The sequence below is a fragment of the Atlanticothrix silvestris CENA357 genome (assembly GCF_016056295.1).
Lineage (GTDB): Bacteria > Cyanobacteriota > Cyanobacteriia > Cyanobacteriales > Nostocaceae > Atlanticothrix > Atlanticothrix silvestris.
In genome coordinates this window covers 111,272-124,737 of record NZ_JAECZB010000011.1, presented here as the reverse complement: position 1 = coordinate 124,737, position 13,466 = coordinate 111,272, and the positions used below count along the sequence as shown (strand labels likewise).

Annotated in this window: 19 protein-coding genes and 1 pseudogene; 14 read left to right on the top strand and 6 right to left on the bottom strand. The window is 37.2% G+C overall.

Going from position 1 to position 13,466, the window contains the following annotated elements:
• Positions 1–51 precede the first annotated feature (51 nt).
• From nifX to I8751_RS07500, 8 genes are all read left to right on the top strand, one after another.
• Positions 52–465 carry a nitrogen fixation protein NifX gene (gene nifX / locus I8751_RS07535; protein ID WP_214438550.1) on the top strand — a complete coding sequence of 138 codons (414 nt, stop codon included), beginning with the start codon at positions 52–54 and terminating at the stop codon, positions 463–465.
• The gene (locus tag I8751_RS07530) at positions 462–938 is read left to right on the top strand and encodes a NifX-associated nitrogen fixation protein (RefSeq protein ID WP_214438549.1); all 477 of its coding nucleotides are present in this window, start codon (positions 462–464) and stop codon (positions 936–938) included. Before nifX ends, I8751_RS07530 begins: the two co-directional genes overlap by 4 nt.
• A gap of 104 nt (positions 939–1,042) precedes the next feature.
• The gene (locus I8751_RS07525) at positions 1,043–1,261 is read left to right on the top strand and encodes a CCE_0567 family metalloprotein (RefSeq protein ID WP_214438548.1); all 219 of its coding nucleotides are present in this window, start codon (positions 1,043–1,045) and stop codon (positions 1,259–1,261) included.
• The gene (gene nifW, locus I8751_RS07520; RefSeq protein WP_214438547.1) at positions 1,258–1,575 is read left to right on the top strand and encodes a nitrogenase-stabilizing/protective protein NifW; all 318 of its coding nucleotides are present in this window, start codon (positions 1,258–1,260) and stop codon (positions 1,573–1,575) included. The genes I8751_RS07525 and nifW overlap by 4 nt, the downstream gene beginning before the upstream one ends.
• Before the next feature lie 10 nt (positions 1,576–1,585).
• The gene (locus I8751_RS07515; RefSeq protein ID WP_214438546.1) at positions 1,586–2,386 is read left to right on the top strand and encodes a HesA/MoeB/ThiF family protein; all 801 of its coding nucleotides are present in this window, start codon (positions 1,586–1,588) and stop codon (positions 2,384–2,386) included.
• A gap of 133 nt (positions 2,387–2,519) precedes the next feature.
• Positions 2,520–2,891, top strand: a complete 372-nt coding sequence (locus I8751_RS07510; protein WP_214438544.1) for a HesB/IscA family protein — start codon at positions 2,520–2,522, stop codon at positions 2,889–2,891.
• A 196-nt stretch (positions 2,892–3,087) separates the two neighbouring features.
• On the top strand, positions 3,088–3,387 hold the full coding sequence (locus tag I8751_RS07505) for a 2Fe-2S iron-sulfur cluster-binding protein (RefSeq protein ID WP_214438543.1): 300 nt from the start codon (positions 3,088–3,090) through the stop codon (positions 3,385–3,387).
• A gap of 37 nt (positions 3,388–3,424) precedes the next feature.
• Entirely contained in the window at positions 3,425–3,748 is a 324-nt protein-coding gene (locus tag I8751_RS07500; RefSeq protein ID WP_318780301.1) for a FeoA family protein, read from the top strand.
• 238 nt (positions 3,749–3,986) lie between these two features.
• Here the strand turns inward: I8751_RS07500 and I8751_RS07495 are convergent, their stop codons facing one another.
• Positions 3,987–4,196, bottom strand: coding sequence for a TOBE domain-containing protein (locus I8751_RS07495; RefSeq protein ID WP_214438542.1), 210 nt, complete (start codon positions 4,194–4,196; stop codon positions 3,987–3,989).
• A 753-nt stretch (positions 4,197–4,949) separates the two neighbouring features.
• Here I8751_RS07495 and I8751_RS07490 point away from each other — a divergent pair.
• Genes I8751_RS07490 through I8751_RS07480 form a run of 3 tightly spaced genes read left to right on the top strand, consistent with a single transcriptional unit; the run spans position 4,950 to position 7,101 of the window.
• Positions 4,950–5,459 carry an ankyrin repeat domain-containing protein gene (locus tag I8751_RS07490; protein WP_214438541.1) on the top strand — a complete coding sequence of 170 codons (510 nt, stop codon included), beginning with the start codon at positions 4,950–4,952 and terminating at the stop codon, positions 5,457–5,459.
• A complete protein-coding gene (locus I8751_RS07485) occupies positions 5,422–6,708 on the top strand; it encodes a SagB family peptide dehydrogenase (protein WP_214438540.1) in 1,287 nt (428 codons plus the stop codon). Before I8751_RS07490 ends, I8751_RS07485 begins: the two co-directional genes overlap by 38 nt.
• A gap of 18 nt (positions 6,709–6,726) precedes the next feature.
• Complete coding sequence (locus I8751_RS07480) at positions 6,727–7,101, top strand: hypothetical protein (protein WP_214438539.1); 375 nt, start codon at positions 6,727–6,729, stop codon at positions 7,099–7,101.
• Positions 7,102–7,128: 27 nt separating this feature from the next.
• Here the strand turns inward: I8751_RS07480 and I8751_RS07475 are convergent, their stop codons facing one another.
• A complete protein-coding gene (locus I8751_RS07475; protein WP_214438538.1) occupies positions 7,129–7,602 on the bottom strand; it encodes a hydrogenase maturation protease in 474 nt (157 codons plus the stop codon).
• A 236-nt stretch (positions 7,603–7,838) separates the two neighbouring features.
• Between I8751_RS07475 and I8751_RS07470 the strand changes: the two genes are divergently transcribed.
• From I8751_RS07470 to I8751_RS07460, 3 genes are all read left to right on the top strand, one after another.
• A complete protein-coding gene (locus tag I8751_RS07470; RefSeq protein ID WP_225894015.1) occupies positions 7,839–8,090 on the top strand; it encodes a hypothetical protein in 252 nt (83 codons plus the stop codon).
• A 304-nt stretch (positions 8,091–8,394) separates the two neighbouring features.
• Positions 8,395–9,423, top strand: coding sequence for a metallophosphoesterase (locus tag I8751_RS07465; RefSeq protein WP_214438537.1), 1,029 nt, complete (start codon positions 8,395–8,397; stop codon positions 9,421–9,423).
• A gap of 418 nt (positions 9,424–9,841) precedes the next feature.
• Positions 9,842–10,786: a hypothetical protein gene (locus I8751_RS07460; RefSeq protein WP_214438536.1), complete on the top strand. Its 945-nt coding sequence runs from the start codon at positions 9,842–9,844 to the stop codon at positions 10,784–10,786.
• 308 nt (positions 10,787–11,094) lie between these two features.
• Here I8751_RS07460 and I8751_RS07455 read toward each other — a convergent pair.
• From I8751_RS07455 to nadA, 4 genes and pseudogenes are all read right to left on the bottom strand, one after another.
• Positions 11,095–11,307, bottom strand: a pseudogene (locus I8751_RS07455) (IS4 family transposase); the annotation flags it as partial.
• A 243-nt stretch (positions 11,308–11,550) separates the two neighbouring features.
• Positions 11,551–11,886 carry a XisI protein gene (locus tag I8751_RS07450; RefSeq protein ID WP_214438535.1) on the bottom strand — a complete coding sequence of 112 codons (336 nt, stop codon included), beginning with the start codon at positions 11,884–11,886 and terminating at the stop codon, positions 11,551–11,553.
• Positions 11,874–12,290, bottom strand: a complete 417-nt coding sequence (locus I8751_RS07445; RefSeq protein WP_214438534.1) for a XisH family protein — start codon at positions 12,288–12,290, stop codon at positions 11,874–11,876. The genes I8751_RS07450 and I8751_RS07445 overlap by 13 nt, the downstream gene beginning before the upstream one ends.
• Before the next feature lie 105 nt (positions 12,291–12,395).
• Positions 12,396–13,370: a quinolinate synthase NadA gene (gene nadA / locus I8751_RS07440; RefSeq protein ID WP_214438533.1), complete on the bottom strand. Its 975-nt coding sequence runs from the start codon at positions 13,368–13,370 to the stop codon at positions 12,396–12,398.
• Between the last annotated feature and the right edge of the window lie 96 nt (positions 13,371–13,466).

The window sequence follows — 13,466 nt, the reverse complement described above, 5'->3', positions numbered from 1 at the left end:
ACAACTGACAACTGACAACTGACAAAGAACAACTGACAAAGGACAAATTAGATGAAAATTGCCTTCACCACAAGTGACCACGTTCATATTAATGCTCACTTCGGATGGGCAAGAGAAATTGACGTTTATGAGATCTCAGATAAGGGATATGAGTTCTTAGAAACTCTAAAGTTTGAGGGTGATCTTAAAGAAGATGGAAATGAGGATAAAATCACACCCAAACTTGATGCTTTGGTTGATTGCACAATTGTTTATGTGACAGCAATTGGTGGTAGCGCCGCAGCGCGTTTAATCAAAAAAGGTGTTACCCCAGTCAAGGCGAAATCAGAAGAGGAAGAAATTAATGAAGTGCTAACTAAGTTAGTACAAACTCTCAAGGGTAATCCTCCTCCTTGGTTGCGTAAGGCTTTACAACCAAAAACTTCAAATTTTGCAGACGACATTGAAAATGAAGCAGCCGTATGAGCGAAAATAATAGTGTTAACGGAACAGCCACAGCCGAAGTCTTGAGTTCCCCTTTTTTGAAGATATTGATACAACAAATTCGAGGTCAAGATACTTACGGAACTTATCGCAAGTGGTCAGATGAATTAATTCTGAAGCCCTTTGTTGTCACCAAACAAAAGAAGCGTGAAATTTCTCTTGAGGGTGAAGTTGATCCGATAACTCAAGCACGAATTATGGCATTTTTCCGCGCTGTAGCCGCAGGTATTGAACAGGAAACAGGACTGATATCCCAAGTCGTAATTGATTTGAGTCACGAAGGGTTTGGCTGGGCATTGGTCTTTTCTGGTCGTCTTTTGTTAGCTGTCAAAACCTTGCGGGATGCCCATCGTTTTGGTTTTGATTCCCTAGAAAAATTGGCAGAAGAAGGAGAAAATTTCGTCCAAAAAGGCATTGATTTGGCGAAGCGTTTCCCTGAAGTAGGCAATCTTTAAATACTGCCTTAAAAGTTAATTGTTCTTAGTGTCTTTGTGCCTTGATGGTTGATTACCACAAAGACACTAAGACACCAAGATAATTTAATAACTAGGAGTAATCAATGGTGCAGGCAGGAGAAACAAAAATTGAGGAACTGAAAACTAAAATCAGAAAGCTCAATAGTAAAGCAGGGCAAATGAAGATGGATCTGCATGATTTAGCAGAAGGTTTGCCCACAGATTACAAACAACTTATGGATGTGGCGGCTGCAACTTATGAAATCTATAGACAGTTAGATGAACTTAAGCAACAGCTAAAACAATTGGAGAATGCTAAATGAGTGGAACTATTGATGAATTCAAAAAGCTCGTAGATGCAGAAGAATTTTTGCAGTTTTTTAATCTGCCCTACGACCAAACATTTGTGAATGTAAATCGTCTACATATTTTGAAGAAATTCTCTCAATATATGGGAGAAGTTGATGAGAAGTTTCCTGACTTAAGTTCTGAAGAAAAGCTAACTCAATATTCTTTGGCTTTACAAAAAGCTTATGAGTTATTTATCGAATCATCACCCCATGAACAAAAGCTGTTCAAAGTGTTTAACGATAAGCCGAAGAATGTAGTCACGCTAGCAGAAATCACTTCTGATTAGGAGGTACAAAGTGATAAACCTAACGCCTACCGAGTTAGAAAGATATAGTCGCCAAATGATGCTTCCGAATTTTGGCGAAACAGCTCAGAAGCGCCTGAAGTCAGCAACGGTTTTGGTTACGGGTGTGGGCGGATTGGGCGGTACGGCGGCGCTTTACTTAGCAGTAGCGGGCGTTGGGCGGCTAATCCTAGTCCGGGGTGGTGACTTGCGCTTGGATGATATGAATCGTCAGATTCTGATGACGGATGATTGGGTAGGCAAACCAAGAGTTTTCAAAGCTAAAGAAACTCTAGAGGCAATCAATCCTGATATTCAAATAGAAGCAATTCACGATTACGTCACCCCAGAAAATGTTGATTCTTTAGTACAATCCGCTGATATGACGCTGGATTGCGCCCACAATTTTACAGAGCGCAATTTGCTGAATGAAGCTTGTGTCCGCTGGCGCAAACCAATGGTGGAAGCCGCAATGGACGGGATGGAGGCTTACTTAACAACGATTATTCCTGGTGTGACTCCTTGTTTATCTTGTCTGTTTCCAGAGAAGCCTGATTGGGATCGGCGTGGCTTTTCAGTTCTAGGCGCTGTTTCTGGAACACTAGCTTGTCTCACAGCATTAGAAGCAATCAAGTTGATCACTGGGTTTAGTCAACCTCTATTATCGCAATTACTGACGATTGACTTAAATCGGATGGAATTTGCCAAGCGCCGTTCTCATCGCGATCGCTCTTGTCCAGTTTGTGGTAACACTGCACCTTGGAGATATGCTCAAGGTAAATCGATGGAACCCACAAGCAATCTTACAACATAGGCGATCGCCACAGTGCAAATATCACGGAAGCTTAACTGCTGATTGGGCAAAAACACAGCAATTTGGCTGAATCACCACAAAAAAACTCACATTCCGCATCAGAACTAATAATCGCTACAGATCAGGAGACTTGATGAGTGTTACTTTGACAGAAAAGGCAGAATTTCGTTTACGGGCATTCCTACGAGGTTCCTCTCCCAACGCTAACGACGCAACTAAAGGTATCCGCGTCTCTGTAAAAGATGGTGGTTGCAATGGTTATGAATATGCGATCGACATTACCAGCAAACCACAACCAGATGACTTGGTAATTGAGCAAGGTAAGGTACTCGTTTACGTTGATCCTAAAAGTGCGCCGTTATTAGAAGGGGTAGTAATCGATTTTGTCGAAGGAGTGATGGAAAGTGGCTTTAAGTTCACTAACCCCAATGCCAGCGATACCTGCGGTTGTGGAAAATCCTTCAAAGCAGGTGATTGCACACCTACTGGTATACCTTGCAGCTAAATAATTCGTAACTGAATCATACGTAATTTGTAATTTTGATTGAGCAGTAATAATTACGAATTACGAATTACGAATTACGAATTACGAATTATTTAAGATTTCCCGTAGACGTACTCTGCACCGTTTCTCGAAGGTGGGAGCTACACGAACTTCGAGAATCTAAGCTCATCCTATAAATTTTGAGGAGAATCGACAAATGGCTACCTACCAAGTTAGATTAATCAGCAAAAAAGAAGACCTCGATACCACAATTGAAGTGGACGAAGAGACTACCATTTTAGAAGCAGCAGAAGAAAATGGTATTGAGTTACCCTTCTCTTGTCATGCAGGTTCTTGCTCTAGTTGTGTAGGTAAAGTAGTTGAAGGTGAAGTTGATCAATCTGATCAAATCTTTTTAGATGACGAACAAATGTCAAAAGGATTCGCCCTACTTTGTGTTACTTACCCCCGTTCTAATTGCACAATCAAAACACATCAAGAGCCATACCTCGTCTAAATTATTGCTGTGGTTGCTAAAATTAGCAACTCAATAAATGATGAAGGATGAAACTTTGATAATCATCCTTCATCTTTCATATCTTATTTATCTTTCTTTAATCTTGACAATGTTTACTCCTTTTAGTGTATATGGCTGCTCTTTAGAATTGCTTCAAATAGGAGAAAAAGGCATTATCATTTATTGTAAAATCAAAGATGATATAGTCCTCAAAAAATTAAAATCATTGGGTGTAGCGACAGGCACTATCATTACTTTAGAACAGCAGTTCCCCTCATTAATAGTCAAAGTTGGCAAGATATTATTAGATGTAGAAAAAGAAGTTGCGCGTGCTATCTATGTGCGCATTCTTAAAAATTAATATAATATAGGAAAAATCAGGTTATAAAAATTTTACTGTTTCTAATATTAACGCTTCCAAAATATCCTGATCTATACGCTCTTTAGTAGAATTATTTGCAATTAACTATAAATATTTATGCTATTTATAATAAATTAAAAACTACTAGTAACTGTAAACATTTGATTTAATCATCAAGCAAGTATAAATGTAATTCTCCTTCTAGGCGACTTGCAATAAAAAGCAAGTCGCCTGCTTTTTAATCAACAGCAACTATTACATCAGATGACTTGATCACAGCGTAAGCTTGTTTACCTTCTGCAAGTCCCAGTTTTTCGGCTGAAGATTTTGTGATGATGGATACTAGTTCTATTCCAGATGCTAACTCTAAAGTTACCTCTGTATTAACTGAACCAGTTACAATCTTTTTGACAGTAGCTTTAAGAGAATTACGAGCGCTAATTTCCATGTTTTAGTTTTCCTTTTCCTTGTTTATACTGAATAAACTAGCAAGTTTATATATTGGAAGTAAAGTTATTTAAATTTTCTTAATAACTCTAATCAAGGCATAAAATATACAATAAATGACACTCTATTTAATAGATACTCAAGAAATATTTTTTGCAATAATTAGTGAAGTGAGGAAAAAATAACTATCAATATTTTTTGATATAAACTGTAAAATCAGCTGCTTTTTCAACATTTTTAAATAATTTATTCTCATGCATATAGCGATCTTTAGGAATGATTCATAATTCAAACTTATCAAAGTGATAATATATAAATAAGTTAAATTGTTGGCAATGAACCTAAGCTTCAACAAAAAGTGATTATGAGGTTATCCAAGACATCCTTACTTCAATTTTGATCAAGTTTACAGGTTGGGCAAATGGTTATACCAATTCGCAAGTCGCAATTTGCAATTAAAAAACCTAGATACAGTAAACCTTTCAATGGTTAAATCTGTATCAAATTTTTCGTGAAATGGTATTAGATATCTGCAATAAAAAGAGTGTATGACGTGTGCTAGTTATTCAAGGTGAAATACAAAGCATTATTTCTGTAACTGATATTTTCGTTACAAGATAGCTATTTTCGGAAAAAGAAGAAACTATAGGAATTAATTAATAGGTTTATTAGAAGTTTTACGCAACTATAATCATGGTGGGCAAATGCTCACCATTTAATTTACCGAGCAAATTTGTAGGAATTAAGAAATACAATGAATCAAGTCAATAAACAAGATTTAAGCCAAGTAACTCAGCAATGGTTAATAGCAAACAGATATAACCCGGAAGATTTAAATCAGCCAGGTGAAAATGGCGATACGGCTTTAATGAAAGCTACAAGAGAAGGAGTTTATTCTGTTGTTAAAGAATTGATTGATATCGGTGTGAATATTAATGCCACAAACAGCGATGCCTCCGGCGGGCTACGCCTACGCAATAACGCTTTGTGGTTTGCTTGTTTTGGTAATCACTACGAATTAATTAAATTGTTGCTTGCTGCCAATATTAATATTGACAATCAAAATGATAATGGCGCAACTGTTTTAATGTATGTAGCATCAGCGGGAAAAACTGAAGTCGTCAAGTTACTTTTGCAACATCATCCTAATTTAGATTTGAAAAACTTAGACTACTATCAAGCGATAGATTTCGCCAGTAATATAGAAGTTTTAATGTTACTAAAAAATGCCACAAAATCAAAATCAAGGAAAAACTTATCATGACGCTACCAAGCATTCTTACTTATCGGTGCAGCTTGATCCAAATTATGTAGATGCATCAACTCAACCAATTGCATTTAAAGTTTACCCAAAATTTTATCGGCGGGTGAAATTAAATCTCAATAATCCTGTTCATGCTTTTATCTGGTTAACTAGTGCTGTTACTTCAGAAAAATTATATAAGAATACACCTGATAAACTGCGGGTAAATCCATCAGCAGGCGCTCTTTATCCTACAGAAGTGTATATCCAAATTCGCGGGATAGAGGGAATGATAGATGGAATATATCATTTAGAAGTTGAGAATAATTGTCTAACATTAATCTATGAATTAATTGATGATGGTTTAGAGAGCTATATTATACCGAGCAAAAGTATCAGCGGATTCATTTTTTTAATTAGTTGTGTTTATTATAGGTCTAGTTGGAAATATCAAAATAGGAGTTTGAGATATTGCTTTTTAGATAGCGGACACCATTTAGGTGCAATCGCTGCATCAGCTTATCTCCACGACCAAGATATACAATTAATTTTTGACTTTGATAAACTCGCTCTCAATACAGATTTAGGATTTGAGAATAAAGAGTTTATTACCGCTTGTGCGATCGCAGGAAAAGTGCAAGATCAGCAAGTTAGAAGCTTAAGGTTGAAAGTTCCTTTTGTTTGCGGCACAGATTATTTTGAAGCGAATCAATTTATTGAAGATAGCTATCAAGTAACAGCTTTACAAAAGAGCAAACAACAGAAACTAAAGCAGCCTCAGTTTAACTTTGAACAGGAGAAATTTCAACAAACTGTTTGGAATAGACGTTCTATGAGACGTTTCCGGAAACAGTTTATTTCTCAAGAAAACTATTTATATATCTTGCAACAGCTTGATCAACCAATACCAACTGAAAATGGTGAGGATATAGAAATTTATTCCGTCTTGCATAGAGTAGAAGGAATGTCACCTGGGTTATATGAAGGTACTCTTCTGCTTCAGGCTGGTGATTTCAGCGAACAGACAGGATACTTATGCATTAATCAAGTGATCGCAAGAGATTGTGCTGTAACTTTCTTTTTTGTGTCCGACTATACAAGCTATCAAACTGCAATGCAATTGGCTGGTTTTTTAGGACAAAGGATATATCTGGGTAGCAACTATTTAGGGATTCAATGTAGTGGAATTGGTGCTTATTATGATGACGAAACTCGAAGATTCTTAGAAACAACCAAAGATATTCTCTATGCAATGGCGATTGGAATTTAAGTAGGAACATCAAGAGCAATGGCTAACAAGAAGTTTTATTTCAATGGTGATGACTCTCATCCCATACAGCCGACATCGGCAGATATTATACTGCGTCAGCAACTAGAGTATTCTATTAGTAAATACTTTTATGAAGGTTGCGATCGCACAATTCAAAATCTTCTATCTAACTGTCGTTGGTATGTGACAACTCAAGCCAATGCTATGACATTGGTAATTGAATGTCCCGATCAAGTAACTAACTGGCGTATTTTACAACAAATCGTGCCAATGGGGACATTACTCAACTCAATTATCAGCAGTGCTAAAATCCGCGTCTGTCCTCCAGAAAGTCAAGGTATACCTTTTGAAATGAGGGTAGATGAACTTTCTGTTTATCGTGATTGGGCTTAATGGCAATAAACGCCAAACAAAAGAATATCACACTTCAACATTCTGTCTGATTATTGCAGCTACCTCTTCAAAAACTAAATCGGCAGAATGTTTAATAATAGGACTTAACTCTAGTCCCAAATCAAGATTCGCCGCCTCAATTAAATAAACTGTTATCTCTTGAGGAAAGTCATTGTGAAAAATTTTCCGTCCGGCGGCTAAAGCATTATCCCAACGAAAATCATGCAAATTATAACTAGGTTCTGGGAGTGCTTCTAGTTCTTCACCAGGGACTTTAAATACTGCACCCGGTTCTGAATTTGTTGAACTAGCATCAATAATTACTAACTTTTTGCTACCTCTAGCTTGAAACATCACTTCCATCCCTGCGGTTCCACAATCATAAACTCGCACATCAGGATGAGGATGTTCGGCGAGATATTTTTGTAAGCGTTGGGCGATGATTACGCCTACTGCGTCGTCACTGCGGTTGAGATTACCGCAACCAATAATAGTTAGCATAGAATGATTGCGATCGCCTCATATAATATATCTAAATAATTTATGATATTCTTATTTTATGATATTCGTCAGAATTGACGCATGAATAAAGAAAAAAAACGAACCGCAGAGGACGCAGAGAACTAAGAGTTTAAAATTTTTTGGCGTAAGTCTTAATTAGTTTTTATAAACCTATAAATATTGTTTATTTTTCTCGGCAAAAATCTATAATAATTTTCGCATTGCAGTTTATATAAATGCTACAGCCAGCCATAATCCAACTCATGCAGCGTCATATTTGCGAATTAAAGGCTACTAAAGAATGGTTAATGCTGGACTCAATAGATTATATTACAGAATGTTTAGAAGCTTGTCGCTCTGCTGAAATGCTTGCTGATCTGCGGGAAATTTTTCCACGGGATACATTAAAAGGTGCAAGTATCAAACTCGGCAAAACCCAAAGAGAAATAATACAGAAATGGTTGCAACATTTGAATACAATACATTAGTAGATAAAAACTCTACGCCACTTGGGGGATGGAGTTTTGTCAGTGGTCAGTGGTTAGTGGTCAGTGGTTAGTGGTCAGTGGTCAGTGGTCAGTAGTGAAAATTTTTTAAGACTAACCGCAAAGGGATGAGGTATTAAACTAGATAAAAAACAACTAACAACTGACAACTAACAACTGACAACTAACAACTGACAACTACCCGCGTAGTAAATCAAATTTACCTTTTATCGAACAGTTCTTAATTTACTCTTAATCCCTTAATATTACGCTTTGAGCGATTTGTTATTAACACAGTTCGCAAAATATGAAATTTAAAAAACTGCTGGGAGCCTTGGTTCTATTTTGCTTGTTTGCTCTCTCTGCAACATTTTTTTCTTCAACAAGCGCCCAGCCACCATTTCAGAATAATCGTGATTCAAGAAGTTTCGATTTTGCTCTCATTGGCGATTTACCTTATGATGCTCGACAAGAAGAGGAGTATCAAAACTTAATTAAAGATATCAATCAATCTTGGGTTCGCTTTATCATTCACGATGGGGACTTTAAAAGCGGCTCAAGCCTTTGCTCAAACGAATTTTTTCTACAGCGATCGCAACTATTCCAACAATTCAGATATCCTGTGGTTTATGTGTTTGGTGATAACGAGTGGACAGATTGCCATCGCCCTGCTGCTGGTGAATATGATCCGATTGAGCGTTTAGCAAAATTACGCGAACTGTTTACACAAGGAGACAGAAGTCTTGGACAAAGGACAATTGAACTAGAACGTCAAAGTGATAATCCAGAGTTCAGTAAGTTTCGGGAAAATGTTTACTGGACTGCGGGTAATGTTTTATTTGTTGGCATCCATGTTGTTGGTAGTAACAATAACTTGGGACGGAATGCAGAAAATGATGCTGAGTACGCTGAACGTAATGCTGCTAACCTTGTCTGGTTAAAGAAAGCATTTGCCCTTGCTAAAGCCAACAAAAACCTTGGTTTGGTAATTACTATCCATGCCAACCCAGATGATTTTGATGTACCACCAACTAATGCAGAACAGAATGGTTTCCGTGATTTTGTTAATGCATTGCAAGCCGAATTACAAGATTATAGTAAGCCAGTCATGCTCGTTCATGGAGATAGCCATTACTTCCGCATTGATAAGCCTTTAAATAATCCATCTGGTACGGTAGTTACTAACTTTACACGGGTGGAGACATTTGGCTCTCCCAATGTACATTGGTTAAGAGTTACGGTTGATCCTAGCAATCCAAATTTGTTTGAAGTAAATCAAGAAATTCTGCCGCCGTCTCCTCAAAGTGGTGGTAGATCTTACAATTACAAACGTTAAAATCCAGCATGTAATGCCCGCAGGCTCAAAGCCTGGGGCTAAAAAAACAAAGCCTGCTTTACGCAGGCTAATTATAGGCATTAGAGAGTTTGTGAGTGTTTATACTATTGATTTTTACCTGTAAAGGAGATAGTTATACCAATTGTACTTAGTTTAAATGTGCAATGTTTAATGATAAGCAAACTTTTGGGCATTGCTAAAATATCAAAGATTGGTTAGACAGCAAGCTAGACAAGCTGATTCGCAGCTAGGAAGGAAGTTTCACCTCATACTGATACTATTTAGTTTTGTTTAAATCAAATTTTCTGAATACAGACAAAGGCAGGTTTGATTTTTATAATTTTATTTGGCAACCTGATCTTTTTACTCGTAAAATCGAAGACAAAGCAAAGGTCAGTAGAATAGAGTCTCTAAATTAATGAGTCAATTAATAAGTCAGGGTGCAGGAGCTATCATCAAGTCTCCAGTGGTAGATCGGATCAACGATATTGCATGGCAAGCTCACCAAGGCAGCGTTGCGGCAATTATCCAATTATTGAACGAAAAGTTAGCTAACTCTGGTGTCAGAACTAGAGCCATTTTTTCTGATGGTGTCTTGCAACTTCTGTGTGAGGCAGCCAAATTAGAGCAGCTTGAGCAAGCTACCACAGTAGAAAGAATCCAGCAAATCCTAGAAGCGATCGCACCACGTAATATTCGTAAAGTCAATATCAACAGCCGAATTGTCCGAGAACAACAATTACTGTGGTTGAAGGAAATTTGTAGCGATCGCGAAAATCAAGTACTGTGGTCACAGGAAATTACATTAATTCAGCCAAATGCTTTAAAGCAGCTAATTACAGATTTGACTGAAGTCCAACCTGAATTAGTAAAAGTCAGTTTACCAAAAAGTCACTTTTCTCGGACTTCAGTATTTATTAACAAAAAAAAGCATAAAAATTTCTCAAAAACAGCGGCACTAGCAACTACTGGCTTATGTTCTATATTGTTACTTGGTTGGGTTGTTTATGCTCAATTGGGTGATAAATTAACACAGCTAACCCAACCAGAAACTACTAAATCTGTAACTGCGTCTAATCCTAACAAAAATAAAACAGCAGCCTCTAAAGATAGTCTTTCTGAATCATCCGATGAGCCATTTATCGCAGCTGTGCGAATTGCTAACCAAGCCTCAGCATCTGGGAAAATAGCCACAACCTCAACTCAGTGGCTAGAGCTAGCTGCTAAATGGCAACAGGCTTCGGATTTAATGGCAACTGTGCCTTCAAATTACAACCGCTATCAAGAAGCTAAAATTCGGACTCAACTATATAAGAAATATAGTGAAGCGGCGCAAAAAGAAGCTGCAAAGAGTAAATCTTAGTTTCTGGAGTGGAATATATTTTTAGTAAGGCAACAATTACTAGTAAAAATGAAGGAGCTATGATTGCAGCAAAATGAATTAAGTGGTGTGTAAGTTAAACATGTTGCTTAGTTGGGTTTCGCTTTGTCAATCTGATAAAGTTAAAATTTAAGGATGGTAGTGAAAAATCTTGCATTTATGCATAGCTACTACACAAATTAAAAGCTTATGACAGCAAGCAATATTAGGCAGCAAATTTTAGAGCATCTTGAGGCATTACCCCCAGAACAGGTAAAAAGTCTCCTATTCGCATGGTTGAGTGGTTCAGAATGAGAACTTGCCTTAGAAAACGTAGAAATATCTACTTCAAATCCTGTGTTGTTTAATCTAGTAAATAAATCTCGCATACTTGTTAAGCTATTATCCAATACATAAGATAGCCAGCACTCAACAAACAGACGACTGTTCAATACTGGATAATCGTTTTTTGGCAGTTCTTTCAGGATATCTTTGACAATTTTGGGAAATGAATTTATAATCACTGTTAAACTAAGATATTTTAATCCTTCGCCCAAAATTTAACATGTTTTGGGCTGTTTTTATCGGCTTTTTCTTAACATTCAACACTTCTGTTGTAATTCATTACTTTTTTCAGAGAAAATGTAAATAACTATTTACCAATTACAGCATTCTCAAACATCCAGATCTTGGAAAGTTTTGCAAGAAAATCCGCGATTGTTTCTTGTAGAATAATTTATTGAATGCCAAATTTATGAATCATTATTTTAATTAACAGCATAATCTGTAAACTTGCGCTTGAAAGGAGAGTGGAATCCAATCACAATATCCTGTTTAGGAATTCCTAAATTTGCCAGTTCTTCTGCTACCTCGGATTCTGTACCATTGTGTTGCAACCAGACTTTACCGTCTTTAATATCAATATGTAAAAAACAACCATAAACGCGGCGTTGATTTTTCCATCCCACATTCATCAATTGATAATGATCTCGTTCAGTATCGAATACTATTTGCGTTTCTATATCTGAGTCATGATTACCAATTTCTGCATATTCACGTAGCAGTTTTTGCACGATTTCTCGGTACTGTATTAGTTTATCCATTCCAAAATCTCCTCTGTTTCTGGGTTATAAACTATTAATTTAAGTTGATAAATGCGGATAATATTTTGTATGAATTTAGTTGTAAAAAACGAACTATAAGCATCAATTGGTACTGCTAAATAAAGCGTGCGTTCTGGTTCAATTTCAGATAATGCCAGTCGATAGTTAATAAATTGTCCTAATGCTGTGTGAAATTCAGAAATTGCTGAAGTTCTTACAAAACTTTTAATCTCTACTGCAATCTTCACCTCATCTCTTTGGGCGGCAAGAAGCTTTTCTGCACCCAAATCGATATACATATCCCCCAATTCCCAACTAACTGGCAACGGGTCATGGGTAATTTGCCATCCATCGGTAATTAGTCCATGCTTGACTGCATCATGAAAAACATCTCTTGCTGGCATATTCTGAAGTAGGAAGTCAGAGATCGAATAGTGTTTTTAGGTTAGGTCAAGCAAAAAAATCAACTTTGGTTTGATATTTCTTCATACAACCTAACCCAAATTTAACTACAAACTCATCTTTAGCATTTTTTGAATTGGTCGCAGTGCCGCAATTCTTATTTCCTCTGACATAGTAATTTCAGGGGTGCGGTTTTTCATTGCTAAATACAACTTTTCTAAAGTATTTAACCGCATAAATGGACATTCATTGCAGTTGCAGTTATTCAATGGCGGCGCAGGAATAAAGCGTTTATTAGGAGCTAGTTTTTGCATTTGGTGAATGATGCCCGGTTCAGTAGCCACAATAAATTCTTGTGTTGGGCTTTCTTGACAATATTTAAGTAAAGCTGCTGTAGAACCGATAAAACTAGCATGGCGCAACACACTACTTTCACATTCTGGATGAGCGATCGCCTCTGCCTCTGGGTAAGCAATTTTCAACTGGACAATTTTCTTTTCCGAAAATGTTTCATGAACAATACAACTACCTTGCCACAGCAGTAAATCTCTTCCAGTCTGTTCCATGACATACCGCCCTAAATTGCGGTCTGGAGCAAAAATAATCGGCTGTGACTGGGGTATCTGCTGCACAATTTTGACGGCGTTGGAACTGGTGCAAATAATATCGCTCATCGCTTTAATTTCAGCGGAGCAGTTGATGTAAGAAACCACCAAATGATCGGGATGAGCTGCTTTAAAAGCTGCAAACGCTTCTGGTGGACAACTGTCTGCTAAAGAACAACCAGCATCCAAGTCTGGTAACAGCACCAATTTATCGGGATTAAGTATCTTTGCTGTCTCTGCCATAAAGTGAACACCAGCAAAGACGATCACGTCAGCATTGGTTTTTTCTGCTGCTTTTGCCAGTTGTAATGAATCCCCAATAAAATCTGCAATATCTTGAATATCTGGCTCTTGATAGTAATGCGCCAGAATCACCGCATTGAGTTCTTTTTTGAGACTTTCAATAGCGGCAAACAAATCTAATGGTAGTCCACCCGGTTGGGTTTTTTCTCGTTGAGCTAGTGCAGTGGTAAACACAGTTAGGGGTTGCTCTTAGTTGCAAGTATTTGTCCTGTGGATTCAATTATAGTAGTTTTTACCAAAAATAGTAGACGGTTGGTTTTATAGGGTTGT

Excerpts from the sequence above, each read along its gene's own strand:
- nifX (WP_214438550.1), top strand. The coding sequence starts at position 52 with ATGAAAATTGCCTTCACCACAAGTGACCACGTTCATATTAATGCTCAC.
- I8751_RS07530 (WP_214438549.1), top strand. The coding sequence starts at position 462 with ATGAGCGAAAATAATAGTGTTAACGGAACAGCCACAGCCGAAGTCTTG.
- I8751_RS07525 (WP_214438548.1), top strand. The coding sequence starts at position 1,043 with ATGGTGCAGGCAGGAGAAACAAAAATTGAGGAACTGAAAACTAAAATC.
- nifW (WP_214438547.1), top strand. The coding sequence starts at position 1,258 with ATGAGTGGAACTATTGATGAATTCAAAAAGCTCGTAGATGCAGAAGAA.
- I8751_RS07510 (WP_214438544.1), top strand. The coding sequence starts at position 2,520 with ATGAGTGTTACTTTGACAGAAAAGGCAGAATTTCGTTTACGGGCATTC.
- I8751_RS07505 (WP_214438543.1), top strand. The coding sequence starts at position 3,088 with ATGGCTACCTACCAAGTTAGATTAATCAGCAAAAAAGAAGACCTCGAT.
- I8751_RS07500 (WP_318780301.1), top strand. The coding sequence starts at position 3,425 with ATGATGAAGGATGAAACTTTGATAATCATCCTTCATCTTTCATATCTT.
- I8751_RS07495 (WP_214438542.1), bottom strand. The coding sequence starts at position 4,196 with ATGGAAATTAGCGCTCGTAATTCTCTTAAAGCTACTGTCAAAAAGATT.
- I8751_RS07490 (WP_214438541.1), top strand. The coding sequence starts at position 4,950 with ATGAATCAAGTCAATAAACAAGATTTAAGCCAAGTAACTCAGCAATGG.
- I8751_RS07485 (WP_214438540.1), top strand. The coding sequence starts at position 5,422 with ATGCCACAAAATCAAAATCAAGGAAAAACTTATCATGACGCTACCAAG.
- I8751_RS07480 (WP_214438539.1), top strand. The coding sequence starts at position 6,727 with ATGGCTAACAAGAAGTTTTATTTCAATGGTGATGACTCTCATCCCATA.
- I8751_RS07475 (WP_214438538.1), bottom strand. The coding sequence starts at position 7,602 with ATGCTAACTATTATTGGTTGCGGTAATCTCAACCGCAGTGACGACGCA.
- I8751_RS07470 (WP_225894015.1), top strand. The coding sequence starts at position 7,839 with ATGCTACAGCCAGCCATAATCCAACTCATGCAGCGTCATATTTGCGAA.
- I8751_RS07465 (WP_214438537.1), top strand. The coding sequence starts at position 8,395 with ATGAAATTTAAAAAACTGCTGGGAGCCTTGGTTCTATTTTGCTTGTTT.
- I8751_RS07460 (WP_214438536.1), top strand. The coding sequence starts at position 9,842 with ATGAGTCAATTAATAAGTCAGGGTGCAGGAGCTATCATCAAGTCTCCA.
- I8751_RS07450 (WP_214438535.1), bottom strand. The coding sequence starts at position 11,886 with ATGGATAAACTAATACAGTACCGAGAAATCGTGCAAAAACTGCTACGT.
- I8751_RS07445 (WP_214438534.1), bottom strand. The coding sequence starts at position 12,290 with ATGCCAGCAAGAGATGTTTTTCATGATGCAGTCAAGCATGGACTAATT.